19 protein-coding genes are annotated in these 22,081 nt (G+C 55.7%); 13 read left to right on the forward strand and 6 right to left on the reverse strand.

Annotated elements, in window-relative coordinates; all coding sequences use genetic code 11:
* Positions 1 to 10 precede the first annotated feature (10 nt).
* The 3 genes from ACN0VM_RS10390 (at position 11) to spt (ending at position 2,492) form a co-directional block, all read left to right on the forward strand.
* Positions 11 to 967, forward strand: a complete 957-nt coding sequence (locus tag ACN0VM_RS10390; protein ID WP_417450812.1) for an NAD-dependent epimerase/dehydratase family protein — start codon at positions 11 to 13, stop codon at positions 965 to 967.
* 70 nt (positions 968 to 1,037) lie between these two features.
* Positions 1,038 to 1,283 (forward strand): acyl carrier protein, encoded by a 246-nt coding sequence (locus ACN0VM_RS10395; RefSeq protein WP_417450813.1) that lies wholly within the window; start codon positions 1,038 to 1,040, stop codon positions 1,281 to 1,283.
* Between the two features lie 6 nt (positions 1,284 to 1,289).
* A complete protein-coding gene (gene spt, locus ACN0VM_RS10400) occupies positions 1,290 to 2,492 on the forward strand; it encodes a serine palmitoyltransferase (RefSeq protein WP_417450814.1) in 1,203 nt (400 codons plus the stop codon).
* Between the two features lie 44 nt (positions 2,493 to 2,536).
* Here the strand turns inward: spt and ACN0VM_RS10405 are convergent, their stop codons facing one another.
* From ACN0VM_RS10405 to ACN0VM_RS10415, 3 genes are all read right to left on the reverse strand, one after another.
* Positions 2,537 to 3,478, reverse strand: a complete 942-nt coding sequence (locus ACN0VM_RS10405; RefSeq protein WP_417450815.1) for a hypothetical protein — start codon at positions 3,476 to 3,478, stop codon at positions 2,537 to 2,539.
* Positions 3,479 to 3,486: 8 nt separating this feature from the next.
* Complete coding sequence (locus ACN0VM_RS10410; protein ID WP_417450816.1) at positions 3,487 to 4,485, reverse strand: diacylglycerol/lipid kinase family protein; 999 nt, start codon at positions 4,483 to 4,485, stop codon at positions 3,487 to 3,489.
* 139 nt (positions 4,486 to 4,624) lie between these two features.
* Positions 4,625 to 5,161: a DUF2141 domain-containing protein gene (locus ACN0VM_RS10415; protein ID WP_417450817.1), complete on the reverse strand. Its 537-nt coding sequence runs from the start codon at positions 5,159 to 5,161 to the stop codon at positions 4,625 to 4,627.
* Positions 5,162 to 5,347: 186 nt separating this feature from the next.
* Between ACN0VM_RS10415 and lptF the strand changes: the two genes are divergently transcribed.
* The 6 genes from lptF (at position 5,348) to ACN0VM_RS10445 (ending at position 11,465) form a co-directional block, all read left to right on the forward strand.
* Complete coding sequence (gene lptF, locus ACN0VM_RS10420; RefSeq protein WP_417450818.1) at positions 5,348 to 6,538, forward strand: LPS export ABC transporter permease LptF; 1,191 nt, start codon at positions 5,348 to 5,350, stop codon at positions 6,536 to 6,538.
* Positions 6,538 to 7,698 carry an LPS export ABC transporter permease LptG gene (gene lptG, locus ACN0VM_RS10425; RefSeq protein WP_417450819.1) on the forward strand — a complete coding sequence of 387 codons (1,161 nt, stop codon included), beginning with the start codon at positions 6,538 to 6,540 and terminating at the stop codon, positions 7,696 to 7,698. Before lptF ends, lptG begins: the two co-directional genes overlap by 1 nt.
* Positions 7,695 to 9,227, forward strand: a complete 1,533-nt coding sequence (locus ACN0VM_RS10430) for a lipopolysaccharide biosynthesis protein (RefSeq protein WP_417450820.1) — start codon at positions 7,695 to 7,697, stop codon at positions 9,225 to 9,227. Before lptG ends, ACN0VM_RS10430 begins: the two co-directional genes overlap by 4 nt.
* Entirely contained in the window at positions 9,224 to 9,565 is a 342-nt protein-coding gene (locus ACN0VM_RS10435; protein WP_417450821.1) for a tRNA-binding protein, read from the forward strand. The genes ACN0VM_RS10430 and ACN0VM_RS10435 overlap by 4 nt, the downstream gene beginning before the upstream one ends.
* 64 nt (positions 9,566 to 9,629) lie before the next feature.
* Positions 9,630 to 10,766: an N-acetyltransferase gene (locus ACN0VM_RS10440; protein ID WP_417450822.1), complete on the forward strand. Its 1,137-nt coding sequence runs from the start codon at positions 9,630 to 9,632 to the stop codon at positions 10,764 to 10,766.
* A gap of 12 nt (positions 10,767 to 10,778) precedes the next feature.
* The gene (locus ACN0VM_RS10445) at positions 10,779 to 11,465 is read left to right on the forward strand and encodes a hypothetical protein (RefSeq protein WP_417450823.1); all 687 of its coding nucleotides are present in this window, start codon (positions 10,779 to 10,781) and stop codon (positions 11,463 to 11,465) included.
* On the opposite strand, the gene ACN0VM_RS10450 is transcribed toward ACN0VM_RS10445, so the two are convergent.
* Together ACN0VM_RS10450 and recG are read right to left on the reverse strand one after the other, a co-directional pair.
* Positions 11,458 to 12,981 carry an acyl-CoA carboxylase subunit beta gene (locus tag ACN0VM_RS10450; RefSeq protein ID WP_417450824.1) on the reverse strand — a complete coding sequence of 508 codons (1,524 nt, stop codon included), beginning with the start codon at positions 12,979 to 12,981 and terminating at the stop codon, positions 11,458 to 11,460. The two genes, ACN0VM_RS10445 and ACN0VM_RS10450, sit on opposite strands and share 8 nt — an antisense overlap.
* Positions 12,982 to 12,994: 13 nt before the next feature.
* Entirely contained in the window at positions 12,995 to 15,079 is a 2,085-nt protein-coding gene (recG, locus tag ACN0VM_RS10455) for an ATP-dependent DNA helicase RecG (protein ID WP_417450825.1), read from the reverse strand.
* Between the two features lie 116 nt (positions 15,080 to 15,195).
* Here recG and ACN0VM_RS10460 point away from each other — a divergent pair, with 116 nt between their 5' ends.
* From ACN0VM_RS10460 to ACN0VM_RS10475, 4 genes are all read left to right on the forward strand, one after another.
* Positions 15,196 to 15,498 (forward strand): succinate dehydrogenase assembly factor 2, encoded by a 303-nt coding sequence (locus ACN0VM_RS10460; protein ID WP_417450826.1) that lies wholly within the window; start codon positions 15,196 to 15,198, stop codon positions 15,496 to 15,498.
* A 13-nt stretch (positions 15,499 to 15,511) separates the two neighbouring features.
* Positions 15,512 to 19,006 (forward strand): transcription-repair coupling factor, encoded by a 3,495-nt coding sequence (mfd, locus tag ACN0VM_RS10465; protein ID WP_417450827.1) that lies wholly within the window; start codon positions 15,512 to 15,514, stop codon positions 19,004 to 19,006.
* Positions 19,007 to 19,092: 86 nt separating this feature from the next.
* Complete coding sequence (gene nhaA / locus ACN0VM_RS10470) at positions 19,093 to 20,241, forward strand: Na+/H+ antiporter NhaA (protein ID WP_417450828.1); 1,149 nt, start codon at positions 19,093 to 19,095, stop codon at positions 20,239 to 20,241.
* A 414-nt stretch (positions 20,242 to 20,655) separates the two neighbouring features.
* A complete protein-coding gene (locus tag ACN0VM_RS10475; RefSeq protein WP_417450829.1) occupies positions 20,656 to 21,207 on the forward strand; it encodes an outer membrane protein in 552 nt (183 codons plus the stop codon).
* Between the two features lie 175 nt (positions 21,208 to 21,382).
* On the opposite strand, the gene ACN0VM_RS10480 is transcribed toward ACN0VM_RS10475, so the two are convergent.
* Entirely contained in the window at positions 21,383 to 22,012 is a 630-nt protein-coding gene (locus ACN0VM_RS10480; RefSeq protein ID WP_417450830.1) for a DsbA family oxidoreductase, read from the reverse strand.
* Positions 22,013 to 22,081: the final 69 nt, after the last annotated feature.

Below are 22,081 nucleotides of genomic sequence, written 5' to 3' on the forward strand. Positions count from 1 at the left end.
TGCACGACACATGACAGCACCATCTCCGTTTCTGGCAGACCAGCCTACGGTCGCGCTAACGGGCGCCACCGGATTTCTCGGGCTCCATAGCATCGAATGTTTTCTTCAAGCTGGATTCGCTGTCAGGGCCCTCACTCGCCGTGAACAGCCAGACCGCGACGGGGTGACCTGGGTACGCGGCGACCTAGAGGACGAAGCCGCCCTCAACACGCTCATGTCGGGTGCACAAATACTTGTTCACATGGCTGCGCTTACCAAGGCATTGTCGCGCGATATATTCTTCGATGTTAACGTGGGCGGCACAAAACGTGTACTGACAACGGCCAAGCATCAGGGTATTGCACGTGTTATTCATGTGTCCTCTCTTGCCGCTCGGGAGCCACAACTAAGCCACTACGGCGCCAGCAAAGCCGCGTCCGAGCTGTTGTTGAGCGCTCGCGACTGGCCGTTCAGTTGGACCATCGTGCGTCCTCCAGCGATTTACGGCCCCGGCGACAAGGAAATTCTGAAACTTCTGACCGCAACACGTTTTGGTATCCTGCCCGCGCCAGGTAGAAAAACCAATCGCTTTGCGATGATTCACGGCCACGACATGGCGATGGCACTCGTTGCATTTGCTCATGGAGGTAACGAAAAAGCCATTGTCGAAGTGGATGACCGCAAGCCTGGCGGCTACACTCTTGGTGATATAGCCGCAGCACTGCCCAGTGGCCGAGTTAGAAAACCGTTCATTATTCCCCTCCCTTTCCCCATTCTTGGCTTCATCGGACTCATCAATGGCATACTGGCCGCACTGTCGAGACGCCCTGCCATGCTGACCCTCTCGACGGCGCGTTATCTATGTCACAGTGATTGGACCGCCCGCTCTTCCCGGCGACCGTCGCTCGAAAACTGGGCGCCGCAATTTGACCTTAAAGCGGGCTTAGAGGACACCATTGGCTGGTATCGAAAAAACGGGCTTTTATGATAGCGCTGTCCCCGATATAAGACGGGGTTGAACAAATTTACAAAACCCAAACCGCAGGTAGGCAAACAGGATGGCTAACGAGCAAATCATCGAAAAGATTTATGAATTGATTGCCCCACTTAACAGGAAGGGCATTGAGCTGAAGCCAGACGTTACTTTTGCCTCAGATCTGGAACTTGACTCACTTACCGTCATGGATCTTGTCGCTGACATCGAAGACGAATTTGACATCGTCTTGCCCCTTAATCTGTTGCCCGAACTCGAGACCATTGCGCAAGTCGCCAATGCTGTAGAGAAAATTATCAACAAGGGCTGATCAACCGTGGACCTTCTCGACAAATTTGACTCAACGGTGGCGCTGCGTAACTCGCTACCGTTTGAAAAAGCCGACCCGTTCAAGGTCGTGATGGAAGAAATCATTTCAGAAACGGAAGCCGTGATTGACGGCAGGCACACCATTCTCGCCGGCACGAACAATTACATGGGCATGACTTTTCACGAAGAGTCTGTCGAAGCAGCTAAGGACGCACTTGATCGTTTCGGAACCGGCACCACTGGATCTCGTGTTCTCAATGGCACTTATGGCGGGCACAAGGCCCTGGAAGCAACCATCGCCGACTTTTACGGCATGGAACACTGCATGGTCTTTTCCACAGGTTATCAGGCCAACTTGGGCATGATCTCGGCGCTCGGTGGCAAAGATGACTTTGTCATCATTGACGCGGACAGCCACGCCTCGATTTACGACGGCTGCTCAATGGGCAATGCCACCATCGTTCGCTTCCGTCATAACGACGTTGAGAATATGGAGCGCCGCTTGAGGCGCCTGCCAGAAGACGCCGGGAAGCTTCTTGTCGTTGAGGGTATCTATTCGATGCTTGGAGATTCCGCGCCCCTCAAAGAGCTTCTCGAAGTTGCAAAAAAATACGGTTGCATGACGTTAGTTGATGAAGCCCACTCAATGGGCTTCTGTGGTGAGAACGGTCGCGGCGTGGCGGAACATCTGGGTGTTGAGCATCTCGTTGATTTTTATGTCGGCACCTTTTCCAAATCCGTCGGAACGGTCGGCGGCTTTGCCGTTTCAAATCACCCAAAATTTGATGTTCTTCGATTTGTCAGCCGACCCTATATCTTCACCGCAAGCCTGCCGCCCAGCGTAGTAGCATCTGCGACAAAGTCTATTGAAGCGATTAAACGCAGCGGTAATCGCCGCGCCCACTTGTGGGAGAATGCACGCCGCCTGCACGCAGGCCTGAAGAAGGCAGGTTTTCATCTTGCCACGCCTGAGGCTCAAAGTCCTATTATCGCTGTGCACCTACCGGACCCCATGGTCGGGACCCGCTTCTGGGAACAGCTACTACTTGAAGGCGTTTATGCCAACATGGCTGCGCCGCCAGCGACCCCATCAGGTGTATTTCTGATGCGGGTCAGCGTTTGCGCACAACACACAACCGGGCAAGTTGACGAAATCATCGCACGTTTCGCGCGTACAGCAGAAAAAGTAGGGCTTGGGCTCAATCCGTAGGGCGATAACTTTTCAGACAAAAGGCGCCGCATCGGGCGCCTTTTTTATTTGAAGGCACCGCGGCGCTTCAGGCCCCAGAAAAGGCGTATACCAGACAGAACCGGTCGGCGCCGCATACGGTCCGTTACCTCGACCTCCACACCTGAATGGCGCTTTATTTTCCAAGCGAGATAATCTATCCCGCCGTCAAATGTCATGGATGCCTTTACGAGACGCAGGAAACTGACAATTTTGCCATTCCAACGGCGCAGCATCCAGCGAATCCGTGGTGCGAGACGTTCGGTACGAGACGGCTGCTTGAGCGGCGGGAACGGATCAGGCACAACATTCAGCACTTCTTCAACCAGAGCTGTCAGCGCATCATAGCGATCCTGATCCAAAAGGTAGATTTCAAGCCCCTTACCGCTTCTCTCGCTTCTTAGCTCAGCCGAGTAGGTCTGTTCAAACGCACCGACCCAGAGATCGCGGGATTCTTTCGCCGTGGGCACGAGATCAAGATAATTACCCAACATGGTCTTGACCGCCTGTGCAACATCCGAAGCAATACTCAGCCTTGTTTCTTCATCGCGCGCCAGCATAAGAAGGCACGGCTGACAAAAACGCGCCCAAACAGAAACATTCAGGCATTCTGATCTAACGCGAAAAGCAAAGTCTGCACGTGAAAGTACGGCATATTTGGACCGAACTGTCACACCATTCACCTCGGTTTCATGATAAAAGACGTTTGGCGGCAAGACCTGATTGGCCATCGCCAGCCACCTGCTATCATAAGCAGAACTGTAGGTGTCTACAATCACATAGAAGTCGAGAACCTTGTCAATGATCTCACCGGTGCGCAGACATGATCCGTAAAACAGGATACCGCAAACAGCGCCGTTAAAACGGTCGGCGATACGTTCTGCAGCAATACTTACCTCTTCGGGAGTCTGACGACGCCACTCCTGCAGAATAAAATCTTGTATCTCTTTATTCGAGTCAACGACCATGATTTATCTTACCTCAAGGAAACAAACGTCAAAGTTCGGTCACCCTTCAGTATAATCGGCTTCCCGGGAACCGGGTAATATATTTCACCGTCAAGTGTTACAGGGTCACTACCCTCCACACGAATTTCATTAGAGCGACGAGTGTGTACACCATCGATAGTCTTCTTACCGTAAGATCCTGATATCAACCCACGCACCGCCGCAAACACGTTTTTGCCACCGGCTTCGACTGCGGAAAACCGCAACCCCCCGCGACCTTCCTGGCCATAGGGGCGCAGACGAAGCAACAACCGATCAAGCGTTGTGGTCATGACCGCAGAAAACTGGCCAACCATGCGGCCACTGCCCGGGACCGTTATTGTCATCGGATCAGAGACCATCAATGTTTTATCTCTGCCAATCCCAAATGCGGACAAAATCAGTTTAATAATGGCAACAGAATGCGCCAAACCGTTTGGTAATCCGGCATTGTAAGCATGCTCACGACACCATTCTATCCCCTTCACGACACCCGCCGTACCGAAGAACATACCAACGCGCACAGGCTTGCCGTCGCCGATATCCATTTCAATCAGGTGCTTGCGGGTCAACCGCTCGGGTAATTTGCCGCCATTTGTCAAGCTAATCAGCTTTTTAAGCACTTTCTCGGGCTGGCCTTTGAAACCGAGGTCGGCAGCCGTCATATTCGTTTTGCCACCTGGCAGATATGCTATTGGTGGCGTCACGCTGAAAGGATTATTGTGCAGTAAGGCTGCGAGAACGGCACCAATTGTACCATCGCCCCCATTGACAACCAGGATGGCAGGATTGGCCCGCGCGAATAGCTGTAGAGCGTCCGGAATTGAATCAATCCCATCCAGTTCGTAATGAACGACGTTCGGGCTTTCGTCCACTACCTTACGCACCGCATCAATACGGGAAGCGTTAGTTGTGCTCTTCGGATTTGAGATGATAGCCACAAGTGGCACAACTGTGCCTGATACGATATTTTCACGATCCACATTCACGAGACGTGGTGCTCCATACAAAACCCGCCGGGACCCGCGAAGTCGCCGACGACAGTAAATCTTTCAGGTGCCAGCCAAGTGGCCTTCGGGGTGCCTTATAACCGCATATGCTTCTTTTAGCAAATTTGTAACATTAAGGTTAGCGACGCCGCAGTTGCCGACGCTTTTCTTTCTGCTCTTCATCGCCCCGAAATATATAGGTAAGAGTGACTGACATTCTAGTCACGCCCGCCTTTGCCTCAAACATGACCTCTTCCGCATCGGGCGGTGCCAGCGAAAGCTTGGGATTATTGGAAAAGCCAAATCCCTCGCTGAAAAAATCAGCTTTGCCATTGGCATTCCTGTCGTGCAGCACGACCAGCGCATACCGACCAGCCGCAGGCAAAGGAACGCATAATTGTTGAGCTTCGCCTGTCACCGGCACATCCACCCTGACAAGCTTGGCGCCCTTCTCAAGGAATTCATCCGGGTCGCTGCCGTATATCTGGGCACGCACATTGCCATCTTTGTCTTTAAGGCCTTCAACGGACAACAACACTGCTGCACCTGCGATGCCATCAGCACAATTTGCCATGTTATTTTCAGCACGGGCAGGGTCACGATCAGCGGCCAACACCGCACCGCTCATCCCCACAACCAAAGCCGCACTCAAAACCTGACGCATATTACTCAGCATTACTTTCTCCTGGCATAGGGCCATGAAGGTTAGCATCCGCCTAGCTGATGAGGCTTGATGGTGGCGAAAATATGTCCCCATTTCAGCAAATTCGGTATAAGAACTTCATGGTTTTGCCACGTTCGGCGACTGAAAGATAATGAAATGTCACTTGAAACAGCGTCATAACAGGTGTAGCGCCAAAGCATGTTTACTCGCATCGACCGATATATTCTCCGCCAGATACTGGGGCCGCTATTCACCACGCTAGGTGTCGCTGCTTTGCTGCTGATCCTTGAGCGCATGCTCAAACTTTTTGATTTTGTCGTCAACCAAGGAGGGCCGGTTGAAGTAGTCTTCCAAATGCTGGCAAACCAGATACCGCACTATCTGGGTCTGGCGTTACCGGTTGGTCTGCTGCTTGGCACACTACTCGCCTTCCGGAAAATTTCTCTCTCCAGCGAGTATGACGCCATCGTTTCGTCCGGAGTTGGACTGCCGCGCCTGATGCGGCCTGTGCTGTTCCTGTCCCTTGTCATGATGCTGGTGAACACAGTACTGGTTGGCTGGGTGCAGCCCTATGGTCGTTACGCCTATCGCAACCTTGTCTTTGATCTTAGAAGCGGGGCACTTGGTGCAAGTATTCGGGTGGGCGAGTTTGTCGACATTGGCGACAATATCACCTTGATGATTGAAGAATCACGCCAACAGGGAGCCGAGCTTATCGGTATATTCCTTGAACGTCGGGATCAGGACAACACAATATCTGTCACAGCGGAACGCGGCGGATTTTACGCCACCGGTGACGATCAAACGATCTTGCTAAGGTTATACAACGGCGTGCTTGTGGACCTGAACGAAAGCCAGAACAAACCTCGTGTGCTGAGCTTTGACCAGCAGGACCTGACTGTCACCCTGCCAGCGAAGGAAACCTTCAGGGACCGAGGAGGAGAACAGTTGGAGCTGACCTTGCCTGAACTCAATCGCGAGCGTTATAATCCGGAACTCAGCGTCGCGGAACTCAATGCCTTCAACGCCAATTTCCATTGGCGGCTCATGCACAGCGTCACTTTTCTCGTGTTACCATTTCTCGCGATACCAATGGGACTAACCAACAAACGTACAGGACGTGGCACCGGCATCGTTGTCGGGCTCTCACTTCTCATCCTTTATAATGAATTTATGGAGGCTATGGAGACAGCCGTCTCGGCAGGCGCTTCACCTTATGCAACAACATGGCTGCTCTTCGGTATCTTTACAGTAATAAGCTTATTTTTCTTCCGAATCGCAGCCTACAGGGTTGGCGGTGAACCTCTGGCATGGATCGACAAAAGCTGGGCTGTTATCAGCGGGCCGATTAAAAAGGTCTCCAAAAGGCTTATGGGGGTTAGTGATTGATGGAAACATTAAGAATAATCCGCCGCTATATTGTGCCGTCCCGCACTTTGGCGCGCTACATGGTTCGCATGCAACTCGGACGCTTTTTTGGCATCCTGATTGGGCTGACCGCTATACTGCAACTTCTTGTACTGATGGCAGTTTCAGATGAAATCATGGCGGCCGACGGTGCAAGCTGGGTATCGCTTGTATCCTTCGTCAGCATGCGTGCGCCACAACTCATAAGTCAATTCACGCCTTTCGCAGCACTCCTCGCGTCACTGCTGACACTCGCGACACTGAACCAGCATAGCGAAGTGGTAATCATGAAAGCGAGCGGCCTGTCGGCGCATCGCATCCTCTTGCCCTTAGGCATTGCCAGCGCGATCATTGGCATCGCTCATTTCACATTCAATGAGACCGTCGTCGTCAAAGCGAACGCTGAACTTGAATACTGGGAAGCCCACGACTATGCCGTAGACCTTCCCCCCAATGAAGGCCTGGCCGGAAGGGTGTGGTTGAAAGAAGGCAACAGTATTGTGCTGGTGGAAGCGGTTAGCCGCATCCGCAACCGCGTTGTTCTGGATAAAGTTTCGCTATTTGAGCGCGATGATACCGGACGCCTGACTGGTATGGTACGCGCTGACTTTGGCTGGTATCAAGACGGGAAATGGACACTGCACGAGGTCCGAAAATTTGATCCGCAAAGCCACGTATTGACAATTAATGCCACGCAGGACTGGAACATCCCGACACGGCCCGAACGCTTTCTGGCCCTTACCATCAAGCCGGATCATGTCTCCTTCCCCAGCCTGTGGTTTTCCATGAAAGAACTCGAAAAAGATGGCCTGCCAACAGACCGCTTGATGGCATCCTTTTTACACAAAATTGCAGGGCCAGCGTCGACGTTCCTGATGCCTTTGCTGGCGGCGGTTGCCGCATTTGGCGTTACGCGAGCCGGTAACCTTGCTATTCGCATTGTTTTTGGCATGGCGCTTGGCTTCAGCTTTTTTGTCGCTGACAACTTTATGCGCGCAATGGGCGAATTCGGCGTCGCCCCACCTTTTCTTGCTGCCTGGGCACCGTTTCTCCTGTTCCTGTTGTTGGGCTATAGCGTGATCTTCTACACAGAAGAAGGGCAACCAAAATTCAAGTCTAAAAGGAAGGGTGCTACCGAGTGAGCACTGAACGCATGCCCCCCAACCATCACCGGGCGAGGGTGGCTGGTGGCGCTGGCTTTGCGTTCCTAGGCAGATTGGGCGCACTGGTGGAGGCGGTCTCGGTAATCGCCTTCGCATGGGTATATGGCGCCACCACCTTCGGTCTGTTCGCCGTACTCTGGAGTTATGTGAAAGTCTCAACCGCCTTTTCCGACCTCGCGATGACAACGGCGCTGCAGCGTTTTGTGCCAAAAGCGGATGAGGCTACCGCCAACATGGTGGCGGGCCATGCTTTGAAACTTAGCTTCCTCATTTCCACACTGCTAGCTGCGCTGGGCTACTATTTTGCGCCTTTCCTCTCCAGCTTCATCAGCGCGAGCGACGCTGACGCAGACCACCTGACAACGGTTATCGGCCTGTATGTATGGGTCTTACCTTTCTGGACGATGGTTGAGGTCGCAACCGCTGCAGTCCGCGCACGGCGCACTTTCGGACCAGAAATACGCGTCCGCATCTTCTACGAGCAAGGGCTACGTCTTATTGCCGCCATGGCTTTTGGCTTCATGGGCTACATGACCTATGGCTTATTTCTTGCCCATCTGGTCAGCGTCATCCTTGCCGCCATGTTGGCGCTAAGACTGATCGCGAAGCACTATGACTTCAAAGCTGTGATAATGGCCCCCGTCACGGGTCCACTGGCGCGCGAAATGCGGCAGTATGGAATATCGGTCATGCCCGCAAACACGATCAAGAAACTGTTCAGCGAGTTTCCTGTAATGTTCCTCAACTTTCTGTTGCCGGGCGCAGCGGGCGCAGCGGCCGGCGGTTATTATGCCGTAGCGCGCAAAATAGCCAGCGCGTTACAGGCCGTACGCCTGACGTTTGAGTATGTCATGGCGCCTCTTGCGGCCGAGAAAGATGGCCACGGTGACCATGAGGCGCTTCGCGATATGTACAGCTATGCGACACGGTTATCGCTTTGCCTTGCCCTGCCCTTCGGCGGTGCGCTTGTTCTTGCACGCCATGACATCCTGATGACCATGGACCCCGAGTTTCAGGCAGCAGCGGCGGCCATCGCCATCCTGTGTCTTGGCCGGGTGATAGAAGCAGCCACCGGCCCCTCATCCGCAATCGTTGAAATGCTCGGCCACCGTCTGCTTCCGGCGATCAACGGTCTCGTCGGGCTTGCGGCATTGCTTGGCCTTGGTATCTGGCTCATCCCGCTGATGGGTGTGACAGGCGCAGCCATCGCAGCAGCAGCCGGCCTGAACACCACCGCCTTCCTTGCCTTGCTGGAGGGACATTTTTTATTCCATCTATGGCCCTATGACCGGCATATGGTTCGCCCGCTTCTGGTTTCCCTTATCACAACTGGCGCGCTGATGGCTCTTGTCCCTGCAAGCGCCATGTGGCCTGCTCCTGCCGGGATCGCTGCTGCATGTGCTGGCCTGCTACTTGCCGTGCTCATTCTTGTACGGGTAGGCCTAAATCATGAAGATGCGGAAGCATTGGGCAAACTTGGCAAGGTCAAAAAACGGAAGTTGTCATGAACGATACGATAGATTTTGACCATTTCCTGAAGGTCAATATTCGCGCAGGCACTATCCTGAGTGCGCGACTGAACGAAAAGGCCCGGAAACCGGCTTATGTGCTGGAGATTGACTTTGGCAGTGAATACGGCATTAAAACCACGTCCGCCCAGATCACCGAAGCCCACGAAATAGAAAGCCTGCCAGGCATGCAGGTGTTGGCCGTTGTCAACTTTCCGCCCAAACGTGTCGCGGGTGTGAAGTCAGAAGTGCTGACCCTTGCCACCGTTGAAGATGACGACCGAACAGTCCTGATCACACCCAGTCAGCCAGTGCCGAACGGCACCCGCCTGCTTTAGGCTTGCAATTTCACGCCCCTTCTTTATCCAAAGACCATACGCGACCATACCTAAGGGAAAAACCGTGAGCAGCATCAATATCCGCCAGATCACCGACAACGCGGGCATCAAGGATTTCATCAACGTCACCCGCGAGGTATACAAAGACGATCCTAATTGGGTCCAGCCGCTGATGATGGAGCGCATGGATGCGTTGCGACCTGACAAAAACCCTTACTATGAGCACGCCGACGTGGCGCTGTGGGTCGCGCAGCAAGACGGCAGGCTTGTAGGTCGCATCTCTGCCCAGATCGATAAGTTGGCGCAGGAAAAATGGGGGCCAAACCTCGGCCACTTCGGCTTTTTTGAAGCCACTGACGCGGAAGTCGCCGCCAAACTGCTCGCAATCGCTCAAGGCTGGCTGACTGAGCGTGGGATGAAGCGCATGCAGGGGCCATGGTCCTTCTCCACCGCGGAAGAAGTCGGCACGCTTATTGACGGCTTCGACACCCCGCCGTGTGTGATGATGCCCCATGGCAGGCCTGAGTATGACGGCTGGCTGAAGGCACACGGCCTTGATAAAGCCCGTGACATGCACGCCTTCCGGCTTGACCTGACTATGCCACCGCCCGAACGCGCGGTGCGTATCGTGAAAATGGCCGAGAAGAACAAACGCGTCACCATGCGCCCCATCGACATGAAAAACTTCAACGCCGAGGTTGCCACCATCCTAGATATCTATAACGAGGCATGGTCCGACAACTGGGGCTATGTGCCCTTCACCCCCCATGAGGTGGAGCACGGCGCCAAGGGCCTGAAGCCGGTGGTGAAACCCTACCGCACCTATATCTGTGAATATGACGCCGAGCCGGTTGCCTTCATGCTGACCATCCCGGACGTGAACCACAAAATCCGCGACCTTGACGGCAAACTGTTCCCCTTCGGTATTTTCAAGCTGATGTACCGTATGATGAACGGCAAGGAAGACCGCTGCCGCGTGCCGCTGATGGGCGTGCGCAAAAAATTCCAGAAAGGCCCCTTGGGCGCCGCCATGGCGATGTGGATGATCCGCGTCAGCCAGCAAAACGTAGTCGACCGCGGCGCCACCTTCGGCGAGCTCGGCTGGATTTTGGAGGATAACGACGGCATGATCTCCATCCTTGAGGAGATCGGCTGCGAGGTTTACAAAACCTACCGGGTTTACGAGAAAGCGATTGGCTGATTAGGGGCATATATGACCGGAAACATCACACGCTTTGAAGACCGCGGGAAAGCACGGGCGCTTTCAAGCTTCACGGGTGAGTTTCTAGTGCGCTGCCCCAAGTGCGGTGCCGCCGCCATCATCCGCGGCACGCGCCTTACCTGCACCAGCTGTCATGCTAGCATCGAGGCGAAAGACGCGCCCGCACGCGCATCCGCGCTGATCGGCAACTTCCAGACCAGTGCCGGTGTTAAGAACTGGCTTGGCAATGTAAAGCCGGTGCTTGAACTGAAGGACGGCACACCGCTTCGCTACACCTGCTCTAGCTGCGGCAAGGACCTTGCGGCCCCTGCCATTCGGTCAAACGCAGCCAACCTGCCGCGCGACATAACGCTCACGTGTGACGGCTGCGGCCTCGACAACAGCTTCACGCCGGTGTGGCACCCAGCCTACAGCAGCCATGACGTCCGCGACCCTGCCTTCGGCTGTGAGCTATTCCTGCAGAAAACCTTGCGCGACGGCACCCTGTTTGTGTTCAACGCGAAACACGCCGAAGCGCTTCTGGAATACATCAGCGCTGGTTTGCGCGAGTTCAAGGCGGATCAAGGCCGGCACAGCTATTTCACCAACCTGCCCACATGGATCAAAGCCGCCAAAAACCGCGACACCATTGTGAAAACGCTGGAAGGGTTTATTGAGGAGATGAACTCAATTACCTAGTCGCCATCTTCCCCTGCGCTAGCTCGGCAAATTCACACAGCAGCGGGCGGGTGTCGCGGGGGTCGATGACATCTTCGACCATGAAGGCTTCGGCGGTGCGGAAAGGGCTGCGCACCTTGTCGAGCCGCGCCTTGATCTCCTGGAGTGCTGCTGCCGGGTCCTCGGCTTTCTCAAGCTCCGCCTTGTAAGCAACCTCGATGCCGCCCTCAAGCGGCAGGCTGCCCCAGTCGCCTGACGGCCAGGCGAAACGGTATTGGAAGCGGCTGTGGTCGCTCATCGCGGCACCACCCACGCCGTAAGCCTTGCGGATGATCACGCTGGCCCAAGGCACGGTGGATTTGTAGATGCCACTCAAGGCCTCCACACCAAAGCGGATGGTGGCAGCACGCTCGGCCTCAAGCCCGATCATGAAACCGGGGTTATCAACAAAATGCACCACTGGCAGCGAGAAGGTATTGGCGAGCTTCACGAAGCGTTCCACCTTGCGCGCGCCGTCCGCCGACCAGGAGCCGCCCATAAAGGACGGGTCGCTCGCGATCACCGCCACCGGCCATCCGTTCAGTCGCGCCAGCGCGGTGATCGAACTACGGCCCCACATGCGGCCGATTTCCATGAAACTGCTGCGGTCCGTCACGGTGTTCAAAATCTTGCGCATAGAGTATGCCGCGCGCCGGTCTTCCGGCACGGCGGCCAAGAGGCTCTCATCCCGGCGTTCAACACCGTCTGTCGTCTCGCCGCGTGGCGGCAGGCTACCCGCTGATGACGGCAGGTACGAGAGGAAACGTTTCGCAGCCTCGAACGCCTCCTCTTCCGTGTTCACCACATCATCCACCGTGCCATTGCGGCCATGAATGTCAGCGCCGCCCAAGGCTTCCTTGTCATGGGTTTCGCCAATTGCCGCCACAACCGCGGGCCCGGCGGTGAAGATATGCGACATGCCCCGCACCATCACGCTATAGTGGCTTGCCGCCACCCGCGCGGCCCCAAGCCCCGCGACAGAGCCAAGCGCAAGCGCCACAACCGGTACGCTGTCAAGGTTTTTGGCCACATGTTCCCAGCCCGGCAGGTAGGGCACGTAGGTCAGGCCCATGTCTTCGAGCATTTTCACGCTGCCGCCACCGCCGGTGCCGTCGATGAGGCGGATCAGCGGCAGCCCATATTCATGCGCCATCTGTTCCGCCAGCACGGCCTTGCGCCAGATGGCAGCGTCCGCCGCGCCGCCGCGCACGGTGAAGTCATCGCCCGTGAGAACAACCGGCCTGCGGTTAATATCGGCTCGGCCAAACAGGAAGTTGGCGGGCTTAAAGTCCTCAAGCTCACCTTCAGGGTCATAACTGCCTTTGCCCGCAAGCTTGCCAATTTCGCGGAAGGAGCCGGGGTCCGCCATCTTGGCGATACGCTGGCGCACGTCCATCTTGCCCCGGCCGTGCTGGCGCGCGACCTTGTCATCGCCGCCCATTTTCTCGGCCAGGGATTCCCGCTTACGTTTTTCTTCCAGCTCTTTATCCCACGCCATACTATCTTCCTGCCTAACCTGATTGCATTAATCTGACGCCTTCATCGCGTTCAAACAGGTACAAAAGGTGCCGAAGCGCCTGCCCCCTGTCTGTCTCCAAATTCGGGTCTTTGTTAATGATAAGGCGGGCGTCGTCTCGAGCAAGCTCGATAAGGTCTGCGTGCTCGGCAAAGTCCACCAGTTTAAATTCCGGCAGGCCGGATTGTTTGGTGCCTAAAATCTCGCCGCCGCCGCGCAGGCGAAGGTCTTCTTCTGCGATCAGGAAGCCGTCCTCACTTTCACGCATGATCTTGAGGCGTGCGCGCGCAACCTCGCCAATCTCGTTTGTGCGCAAAAGGATACAGCTTGATTTGCCGCTGCCCCGCCCAACCCGACCGCGAAGCTGATGCAGTTGCGCGAGGCCAAAACGTTCGGCATGTTCGATCACCATGATCGTCGCTTCAGGCACATTTACGCCTACCTCGATCACGGTGGTAGAAACCAGCACGCTGATCTCGCCGCGCTGGAATCGTCCCATGATCTCGTCTTTCTCTGGCCCCTTCATCTTGCCATGCACAAGCCCTACACGGGGACCGAACATGCCCTTAAGGCTGGCAAAGCGTTCTTCCGCTGCGGCAACATCAAGCAATTCGCTTTCTTCCACGAGAGGGCATACCCAATAAGCGCGCGCGCCGCCCTGCACAGCCCGCTGCACACCTGCCGCCACGTCGGCTAGTCGGTCAAGCGCCACCACACGGGTATCGACCGGCAGGCGTCCCGGCGGCTTCTCCATAATGCGGGAGACATCAAGATCGCCATAAACCGTGAGTGTCAGCGTGCGCGGGATAGGCGTAGCGGTCATGCCCAGCACGTCAATCCCCGCAGACGCCTTGGCAGCAAGCGCCAGGCGTTGCTGCACACCAAAGCGGTGCTGTTCGTCAATGATTGCAAAACCAAGGTCCCCGAACTCCACGTCACCCTGTATTAACGCGTGGGTACCGATCAGAATATCAATATCGCCCGCTGCCAAGGGCTCAAGCACGGCCTTACGGGCCTTACCCTTGGAGCGCCCGGTGAGAAGCGCCACACGCAACCCGGCAGCTTCGGCAAGAGGCTGTATAGTCTCAAGGTGTTGATTGGCAAGAATTTCAGTAGGGGCGAGCAACGCGCACTGCACTCCCGCCTCCACCGCCGCTGCCATGGCAAGCAGCGCCACCACGGTTTTGCCGCTGCCCACGTCTCCCTGCACCAACCGCAGCATGGCGCGGTCACTTTCAAGGTCGGAAACAATCTCATCCAGCGCAGTTTTCTGGTCGCCTGTCAGGCTGTATGGCAGCGCATTCAATATACGGTCGCGGATACGGCCACCGCCTTTGAGCACCCGCCCTCGTTTTCTACGCGTGCGGTCGCGGACAATCGCCAGCGCAAGCTGACTTGCCAGCAACTCGTCTGCCGCGAGCCTTTTGCGTGGCTTGCTGGACGCCGCCAATACTTCCGGGCCGTCGGGGTGATGGATGGCAGTGACGGCTTCCAGCATGGTAGGCCAGTCTTCGCGTGCCATCACACTCGTATCCTGCCATTCCGGGAGCTCCGGCACGCTCTCAATGGCGGCATGTATGGCTTTGCGCAAAATCTTGCCCGAGAGGCCCGCCGTCAGCGCATATACAGTTTCCACTGCGGGAAGCTCTGCTGCATTCTCCGCCGAGACGATATAATCAGGGTGGGTGATCTGCACCTGTCCGAGGTAGTGTTCAACCTTACCGCTGATCAGCCGCACTTCACCTTCGGGCAACTGTTTACGCAAGTAATCCGCGCGAGCGTTAAAGAATACCAGCGTCAACTCGCCCGACGTGTCCCGGCACACCACACGGTAGGGTACACGACGATTTTGCGAGGGACGGTGCACCTCCACCGTGACTTCAAGGGTGGCGATACTGCCGGGCGCAGCATCAGCTACTGTGGGGCGGTAGCGGCGGTCGATCAGCCCCGTCGGCAGGTGAAACAAAATGTCGCGCGTGCGCGTGCCTGCCAGCTTTTCAATCGCAAGCCGGTTACGCTTGCCAATGCCCGGCAGGCGTTCAATGTCCTTAAAATAGTCAAACAGCGCCTCGGGCCGCATAAGGCCAAATCCCCGTCAGTAATCCAGAAGTTTTGCTTTAATGAGCACAGACCTTAGCTTATGGTGTGCCGCCCAGCAATCGGGCAAGCATAAAGATGACGACAGAGGCGCGAGTGATGCAAAAAAACAGCTATGATCCCCACGGCGATCTCGATATTGAAAACCGCAGGCGGCGGCTGAAATTTCGCGCGTGGCACCGCGGCATCAAGGAGCTGGACCTCATATTCGGTAACTTCATCGAAGCCAACATGGATAGCTTTGATGCTGAAGACTGTGCATGGTTTGAGCGCCTATTCGAGGAGCAGGACCATGAAATCCTTGGGTGGGTAACCAAGGGCGAAGATGTGCCCAAAGCATTTCAAGGCCCGATGATGGACCGGCTCAAAAAACTTGATTTTATGACGCTCAAGGCACGGTAAGGCAAAAGACCTCATGCAACTCAAGGAGCTTGTCAGCGCGGAAATGCCGCTTGTTGTGGCCGGTGTGCCGGGCGGCTATGACGCCATGCTTTTGGCCGACCTCACCGCGCGCGCGTTTGGCGACACAAAACGTGCCGTGCTGCATGTTGCAAGTGATGACGGGCGCCTTATGGCACTCGCGAACGCTGTTCGTTTTTTTGCCCCCACGCTTGAGATTGTTGAATTTCCCGCGTGGGACTGCCTGCCCTATGACAGGGTAAGTCCGCAGGGCGATATTGTCGCCAAACGCATGGCTGCTCTGTCTCGTCTTTCGGCCCATCGCCTTAAGGCGCCGCTGCTGGTTATCACGACGGTCAACGCAATATTGCAACGTGTACCAGCACCGGGCGCCGTCGCAGATGCCACCTTTCATGCCAAACCGGGCGATGAAGTGGACATGGTCGTGCTGACGGAATTTTTGGCTTCAAACGGCTATAACCGGACCGGCCAAGTGATGGAACCGGGCGAATTTGCCGTGCGCGGCGGGTTGCTCGACATCTTCCCCCCGGGCGAGGAAAGCCCGCTCAGGCTGGATTTTTTCGGCGATGAACTTGATACCATCCGCCGGTTTGACCCTTTGGATCAGCGCACTATCGGCACAGCACCACGCCTGCACCTCAAGCCGGCGAGCGAGTTTTCCATGGGCATGAAAGGGGTCGAGCGTTTCCGCCGCAACTATGTCAACACCTTTGGCCCAGCCAAAGGCGACGACCTGCTCTATGAAGCCATAAGCGAAGGCCGCAAATATCAGGGCGCTGAGCACTGGCTTCCTTTCTTTCATGATGAGTTGGCAACTCTCCCCGACTATCTTGACGACCCTGTTTTCACTATCGATCATCAGGTAGATGAAGCCGTGGCTGAACGCTTCAAGGCTGTCGACGACTATTACACCGCGCGTAAGGAAGCCTGGGACATCGCGCGCGCGACCAAAAACATCACCACCCCACCCTACAAACCGATACCAAGCCAGCTTCTGTATCTGCTCGAGGCAGAGTGGGACAACCTGCAAGATATCCTGAACGCCCGCCGCTTCACCCCGTTCGAGGAACCACCCGCGATCAACGTGGTCAGTTTCGAGGCGCGGCAAGGCCGTGACTTCGGCCCCGAGCGCAATACTAAGGACATCAACGTTTACGACGCCGTGCGCGACCATGTTAAGGCACTCCGCGTCGCAGGCAAGCGTGTGGTCTTTGCGAGCTACTCGAAAGGAGCCGCCGATCGGCTCAAAGGCGTGCTGGAAGATCACGGACTGATGCCAGTAGGACTGGCGGACGACTGGCAAGAGATCAGACGAGAAAATAAAACCGGCATCGCAGTTACCGTGGTGCCGCTCGAGCATGGCTTTGAGACCAAAGACCTAGCCATTATCGCAGAGCAGGATGTGCTGGGGGACCGGCTGGTCAGGAAAGCCCGGCGCAGCAAGCGCGCGGATAACTTCCTGAAGGAAGCCAGTGCGCTTGCGCCCGGGGATCTGGTTGTGCACGCCAGCCACGGTATCGGTCGGTTTGAAGGCCTGGAGACAGTCACTGTCTCAGGTGCCGCACATGACTGTCTGCTGCTGACTTACCACGGAGGTGACAAGCTTTATGTCCCGGTTGAGAATATCGAGGTACTGTCACGGTTTGGCGGTGAAGACTCTGCCAGTGCGCTTGATAAGCTCGGCGGTGTGGCGTGGCAGGCACGCAAGGCCAAGGCCAAGGAACGTATCCGCGAAATGGCCGGGCAGTTGATCAAACTGGCCGCCGAACGAGAGATGCGAGAAGGTCAGCGTATTGTAACGCCCGAGGGCATCTATGACGAATTCGCCGCCCGCTTCCCGTTTCAGGAAACAGACGACCAGCTGCGCGCCATCGGCGATGTCGCAGCAGATATGTCGTCCGGGCGGCCAATGGACCGGCTTATTTGCGGTGATGTAGGATTCGGTAAAACCGAAGTCGCGCTCAGGGCCGCTTTCCTCGCGGTGATGGCTGGCCATCAAGTGGCGGTTGTCGCGCCCACTACACTTCTGGCGCGGCAGCATTTCCTCAATTTTGCTGATCGCTTCAAAGGCCTGCCCGTGCGCATTGCGCAGCTGTCACGCCTAGTCAGCGGCAAAGAAGCCAAGGCAACAAAGGAAGAAATGCGCTTGGGCACACTCGATATTGTAATCGGGACCCATGCGCTTCTCGCCAAAGGCATTGAGTTCAAGGAGCTGGGCCTTCTTATTGTCGACGAGGAACAACACTTTGGCGTCGCCCATAAAGAGAAACTCAAGGCACTCAAGGCCAATGTGCACGTTCTGACGCTGACTGCTACCCCCATACCGCGCACCCTGCAGATGGCCATGTCCGGCATTCGCGACCTTTCGATCATAGCAACACCGCCCGTTGACCGCCTTGCAGTGCGCACATTCGTACTGCCGTTTGACCCGGTGGTCGTGCGCGAAGCGCTCTTGCGTGAACATTACCGTGGCGGCAAAAGCTTTTATGTGGTGCCGCGCATCGCCGATTTGGAAGATGCGGCCATGTTCCTTAAGGAACATGTGCCTGAGGTAAAGTTCATCACAGGCCACGGCCAGATGCCGCCCAAAACGATCGAGGATGTCATGACCGCCTTCTACGACGGCAAATATGACGTGCTGCTTTCGACTACTATTATTGAAAGCGGCATCGACATCCCCACCGCCAATACCATGGTGGTTCACCGGGCGGATATGTTTGGCCTTGCACAGCTTTACCAGCTCAGGGGCCGGGTCGGGCGTTCAAAAACCCGAGCCTATGCGTATCTTACGACTCCTGCCAATCGCATGTTGACAGAAAATGCCGACAAGCGCCTTCAGGTCTTGCAGGCTCTGGACACACTTGGCGCCGGCTTCACCATTGCCAGTCACGATATGGACATCCGTGGAGCCGGCAACCTTCTTGGGGATGAACAGTCAGGCCACGTCAAGGAAGTTGGCGTGGAACTGTACCAGAAAATGCTCGAAGAAGCTGTGGCTGAAGCCCGCGCAGGCGGCAGCGACGAAGAGTATGAAGACACCCAGTGGTCACCAACCATCAACCTTGGCGCCACTGTAATGATCCCCGAACGCTATGTGCCCGACCTTACGCAGCGCATGGCGCTATACCGCCGCCTCGCCGACCTTGATACCCGCGAGGATGTGGATGCCTTCTGTGCCGAGCTTATCGACCGTTTTGGCAACCTGCCAAGCGAGGTCAAACAATTGGCCGCCATCATGATCATCAAGGGCCACGCCAAGCGAGCGGGCATTGAGAAGCTGGAGGCTGGCGCCAAAGGCGTCACCATATCCTTCCGCGGCGACATTTTCCCCAACCCGGGCGGATTGGTGGAATTCATTTCCTCTACCGGGGCGACAGCTAAGCTACGCCCTGATCACAAGCTGGTATATTTTGCCCGCATGGACAAAACTGGTGCGCGGCTCAAGACTGTTGCTGCTGTTACCCGAAAGCTCGCATCGCTCGCCAACTGAGGCTCCGAAGCCATACAGACAGGGTTCGAATATACTTGTAATGCACGCCCCGCTTTCCATATGGTGGAATGCATCAGGAGACCCGCATGAAATTCAAGCTTTCGCCCGAGGCCATCAGCGGCCTGCTTTTAATAGCTGCGGCACTTGTTGCCATCCTAATGGATAATTCGGCCCTTGCCCCGCTCTATGACCAGTTACTGGAGACCAAAGGCACAATTTCCATCGGGGAATATGGTCTCTCGAAGCCACTTCTGCTGTGGATCAATGAAGGTTTGATGGCGATCTTTTTCATGCTGGTTGGGCTTGAGATAAAACGGGAGGTGACATCCGGTGAACTGTCGGATATGCGCGCGCTTGCCCTACCCGGCCTTGCGGCCGTCGGGGGTATGGTCGTGCCAGCGCTGGCATTCTGGTATGTTAACGCAGGCAGCCCCGCGGCGATGGCTGGCTGGGCAATCCCCACCGCCACAGACATTGCCTTCGCAGTTGGTGTGCTTGCGCTCCTTGGGTCCCGCGTACCGCCCGAACTGAAACTCTTTCTGCTGACCCTCGCCATTCTGGATGACTTGGGTGCCGTTGTGATTATCGCCGCGTTTTACACGGCCGACCTGTCAACAATGTCCCTATTGCTGGCGCTGGCTGGCTGCATCGGGCTATTTCTGTTAAACCGCTTCGGTGTACGCAATACCTCTGCTTACCTTTTCCTTGGCGCGCTTATCTGGATTCTGGTGCTTAAATCGGGCATTCACGCCACGTTGGCCGGTGTTGCTGTCGGTCTCGCAATCCCTGCGACCAAAGATCATGAAGGGCACTCACCGCTAGAGGACCTGGAGCATAACCTATACAATCCGGTGAACTTGATGATATTGCCAATTTTCGCATTTGCGAACGCCGGTGTATCGCTTTCCGGTTTCTCTGCCGCCAGCCTAATGGAGCCCATCAGCCTGGGCGTATTGGCTGGCTTGGCTATAGGCAAGCCAGTAGGTGTGGTGATGGGTGCACTTGTTGCTGTCTACATGTTAAAAGCCAAATTGCCCGGTACCATGACCATGCAGCACATTTGGGGGGCAGGCCACCTCGCCGGAATAGGTTTTACCATGAGCCTTTTCATCGGCAGCCTTGCTTATAGTACGATAGAAATGGCCGCAGATGTCCGTATCGGCGTACTGGCCGCCAGCTTGTTATCAGCGATCGCGGCCACAATCGTTCTCGTGGCTCACCCTAAGCCCCGCTGAAAACACCCTTGCGGACTGGTATAGGGTCATGAGGGCACCCCTGGCAGGCCGTTCGGCCCGCTGTAAAACAGCAGCTTTTACTACACTGACCATAGGTTTGAATGGTCCGCAGGAATAGCGGCCGGATTTGCATTCTGCGCGAACGACGGTAACCTCATCTTTGCCCAAGCCGAATGGTCAGGGCTGCAAAATGAACGTTCCATCGTCCTTACTGGCCCTGATGTAGCGGGCGTCAGCGCTTTGCATCTCGCCTATCTGAACAACCATTCATCTGGTCGCCACAATAAGACACAATTTTTCTTAATTCCGCCGCTTGCCATCCATTTCCGAGCCTTACTCCGGCGCGACAGTCCACCAATCGAAGCCACACATTACAAGTGGCTAGCAGCAATGGATAGAAGGTGGAGAATACCTATGAAATTTGCAAAAACCTTTGTCGCCACGACCACAGTAGCAGCTCTGCTCGCGGGCACGGCATCAGCACAGGACGTCAAACATTTTGAGGGCATCTATAGCGGTATAGAGGCTGGCGTCGACTGGACAAAAATGAGCGCTGGGGAAAAGAAAGACCGCAGCATCTATTATGGTGGTGTGTTGGGTTACCGCATGCAGTCCGACACCAACATGGTGTTTGGCCTGGAGGGCACATTTGGTGATACTGGCTATAACCAACTTGATGCCCGCAACACCGATTATGAATATAGCGGCTCGCTCATTCTTGGCCAGGCCTTCGGTGATGATGGCCGCAATATGGTTTACGGCAAGGCAGGGTACGTCCGCACACGTTTTGACTTGACGGACTCTGCCGATGGCGGTGCGTACAACGAGGGCGGCTGGCGCTTTGGTGGCGGGTACGAACGCGCGCTCACTAACGGCCTGAGCTTCCGCACCGGCCTTGATTACACCACCTATGGTGACGGCATCAAACAGTGGACAGGTAAAGCAGGCCTGCTTGCAAGCTTCTAAACTCAGGTGTTTGGGCGCCTGTCCTCCTGAAAACAGCGCCCACCCGCCCGAGGGGTCCCCTATCCCTTCGGGTGACTATCCGGCCACCCCCTTGGTCGGCGTTCCGAGTACCCATTGTACCGAGCCGGAGCATCCCTTTTCCCTGAGGGATGCTCCACCCCACTAGTTTATGTATTTAAGCTGCTTCCAACTGATCAATCGCCTTGACGATCATCTCCGCCCCTTGAGCGCCGGAAAGCGCGCCTTTACCGTCAAAGATAAACATGGGCACCCCGGATATGCCCATTTGTCGGGCATTGGCCACCTCCTGTGCGATGAGCTCCTTGTCCCGGTCACTGGCCAAAAGCTCCGCAACCAACTTACGATCCATGCCGGCATCAGCGGCAATCACAGCGAGAAGGTCGTGATCACCGATGAATTTGCATTGTTCGAAATAGGCCTGCATCAAGCCTTCTGCCACCGCATTTTGCGCTCCCGCACTCAAACTCCAACGCATCAGACGGTGGGCATCCAGCGTGTTTGCAATGCGACATTCGCTGTCAAAATCAAAAGTGATCCCAAGGTCTTCGCCCGTTTCACGCAAATGTTTACGGGCTGTTTGAAACTGCGGACTGTTGCCAAACTTCTGCTCATAATAGGCGTTCCTGTCAACACCTTCTGGCGGGGTTTCCGGTGAAAGCTGGTAAGGCCGGTAACGCACCTCGGTTACCACGCCAGGGCGCATTTCAAGCGCGCGATCAAGCTGACGTTTCCCTACAAAACACCAAGGGCAAACAACATCTATCACCACATCTATTTCCATCATCCGTTCCACTTCAGCATTCGTTCAACTAACCGTTTAAAATTGAGTCTATTTCTTAACGCGTATTTTAGC

Origin of the sequence: Kordiimonas sp. (assembly GCF_048260245.1) — a bacterium.
GTDB lineage: Bacteria > Pseudomonadota > Alphaproteobacteria > Sphingomonadales > Kordiimonadaceae > Kordiimonas.

Coding starts and splice junctions, on each gene's coding strand:
- lptG (WP_417450819.1), top strand. CDS start 6,538: ATGGAAACATTAAGAATAATCCGCCGCTATATTGTGCCGTCCCGCACT.
- nhaA (WP_417450828.1), top strand. CDS start 19,093: ATGAAATTCAAGCTTTCGCCCGAGGCCATCAGCGGCCTGCTTTTAATA.
- ACN0VM_RS10460 (WP_417450826.1), top strand. CDS start 15,196: ATGCAAAAAAACAGCTATGATCCCCACGGCGATCTCGATATTGAAAAC.
- ACN0VM_RS10390 (WP_417450812.1), top strand. CDS start 11: ATGACAGCACCATCTCCGTTTCTGGCAGACCAGCCTACGGTCGCGCTA.
- ACN0VM_RS10450 (WP_417450824.1), bottom strand. CDS start 12,981: ATGGCGTGGGATAAAGAGCTGGAAGAAAAACGTAAGCGGGAATCCCTG.
- ACN0VM_RS10435 (WP_417450821.1), top strand. CDS start 9,224: ATGAACGATACGATAGATTTTGACCATTTCCTGAAGGTCAATATTCGC.
- lptF (WP_417450818.1), top strand. CDS start 5,348: ATGTTTACTCGCATCGACCGATATATTCTCCGCCAGATACTGGGGCCG.
- ACN0VM_RS10475 (WP_417450829.1), top strand. CDS start 20,656: ATGAAATTTGCAAAAACCTTTGTCGCCACGACCACAGTAGCAGCTCTG.
- ACN0VM_RS10415 (WP_417450817.1), bottom strand. CDS start 5,161: ATGCTGAGTAATATGCGTCAGGTTTTGAGTGCGGCTTTGGTTGTGGGG.
- mfd (WP_417450827.1), top strand. CDS start 15,512: ATGCAACTCAAGGAGCTTGTCAGCGCGGAAATGCCGCTTGTTGTGGCC.
- ACN0VM_RS10445 (WP_417450823.1), top strand. CDS start 10,779: ATGACCGGAAACATCACACGCTTTGAAGACCGCGGGAAAGCACGGGCG.
- ACN0VM_RS10405 (WP_417450815.1), bottom strand. CDS start 3,478: ATGGTCGTTGACTCGAATAAAGAGATACAAGATTTTATTCTGCAGGAG.
- ACN0VM_RS10480 (WP_417450830.1), bottom strand. CDS start 22,012: ATGATGGAAATAGATGTGGTGATAGATGTTGTTTGCCCTTGGTGTTTT.
- ACN0VM_RS10395 (WP_417450813.1), top strand. CDS start 1,038: ATGGCTAACGAGCAAATCATCGAAAAGATTTATGAATTGATTGCCCCA.
- recG (WP_417450825.1), bottom strand. CDS start 15,079: ATGCGGCCCGAGGCGCTGTTTGACTATTTTAAGGACATTGAACGCCTG.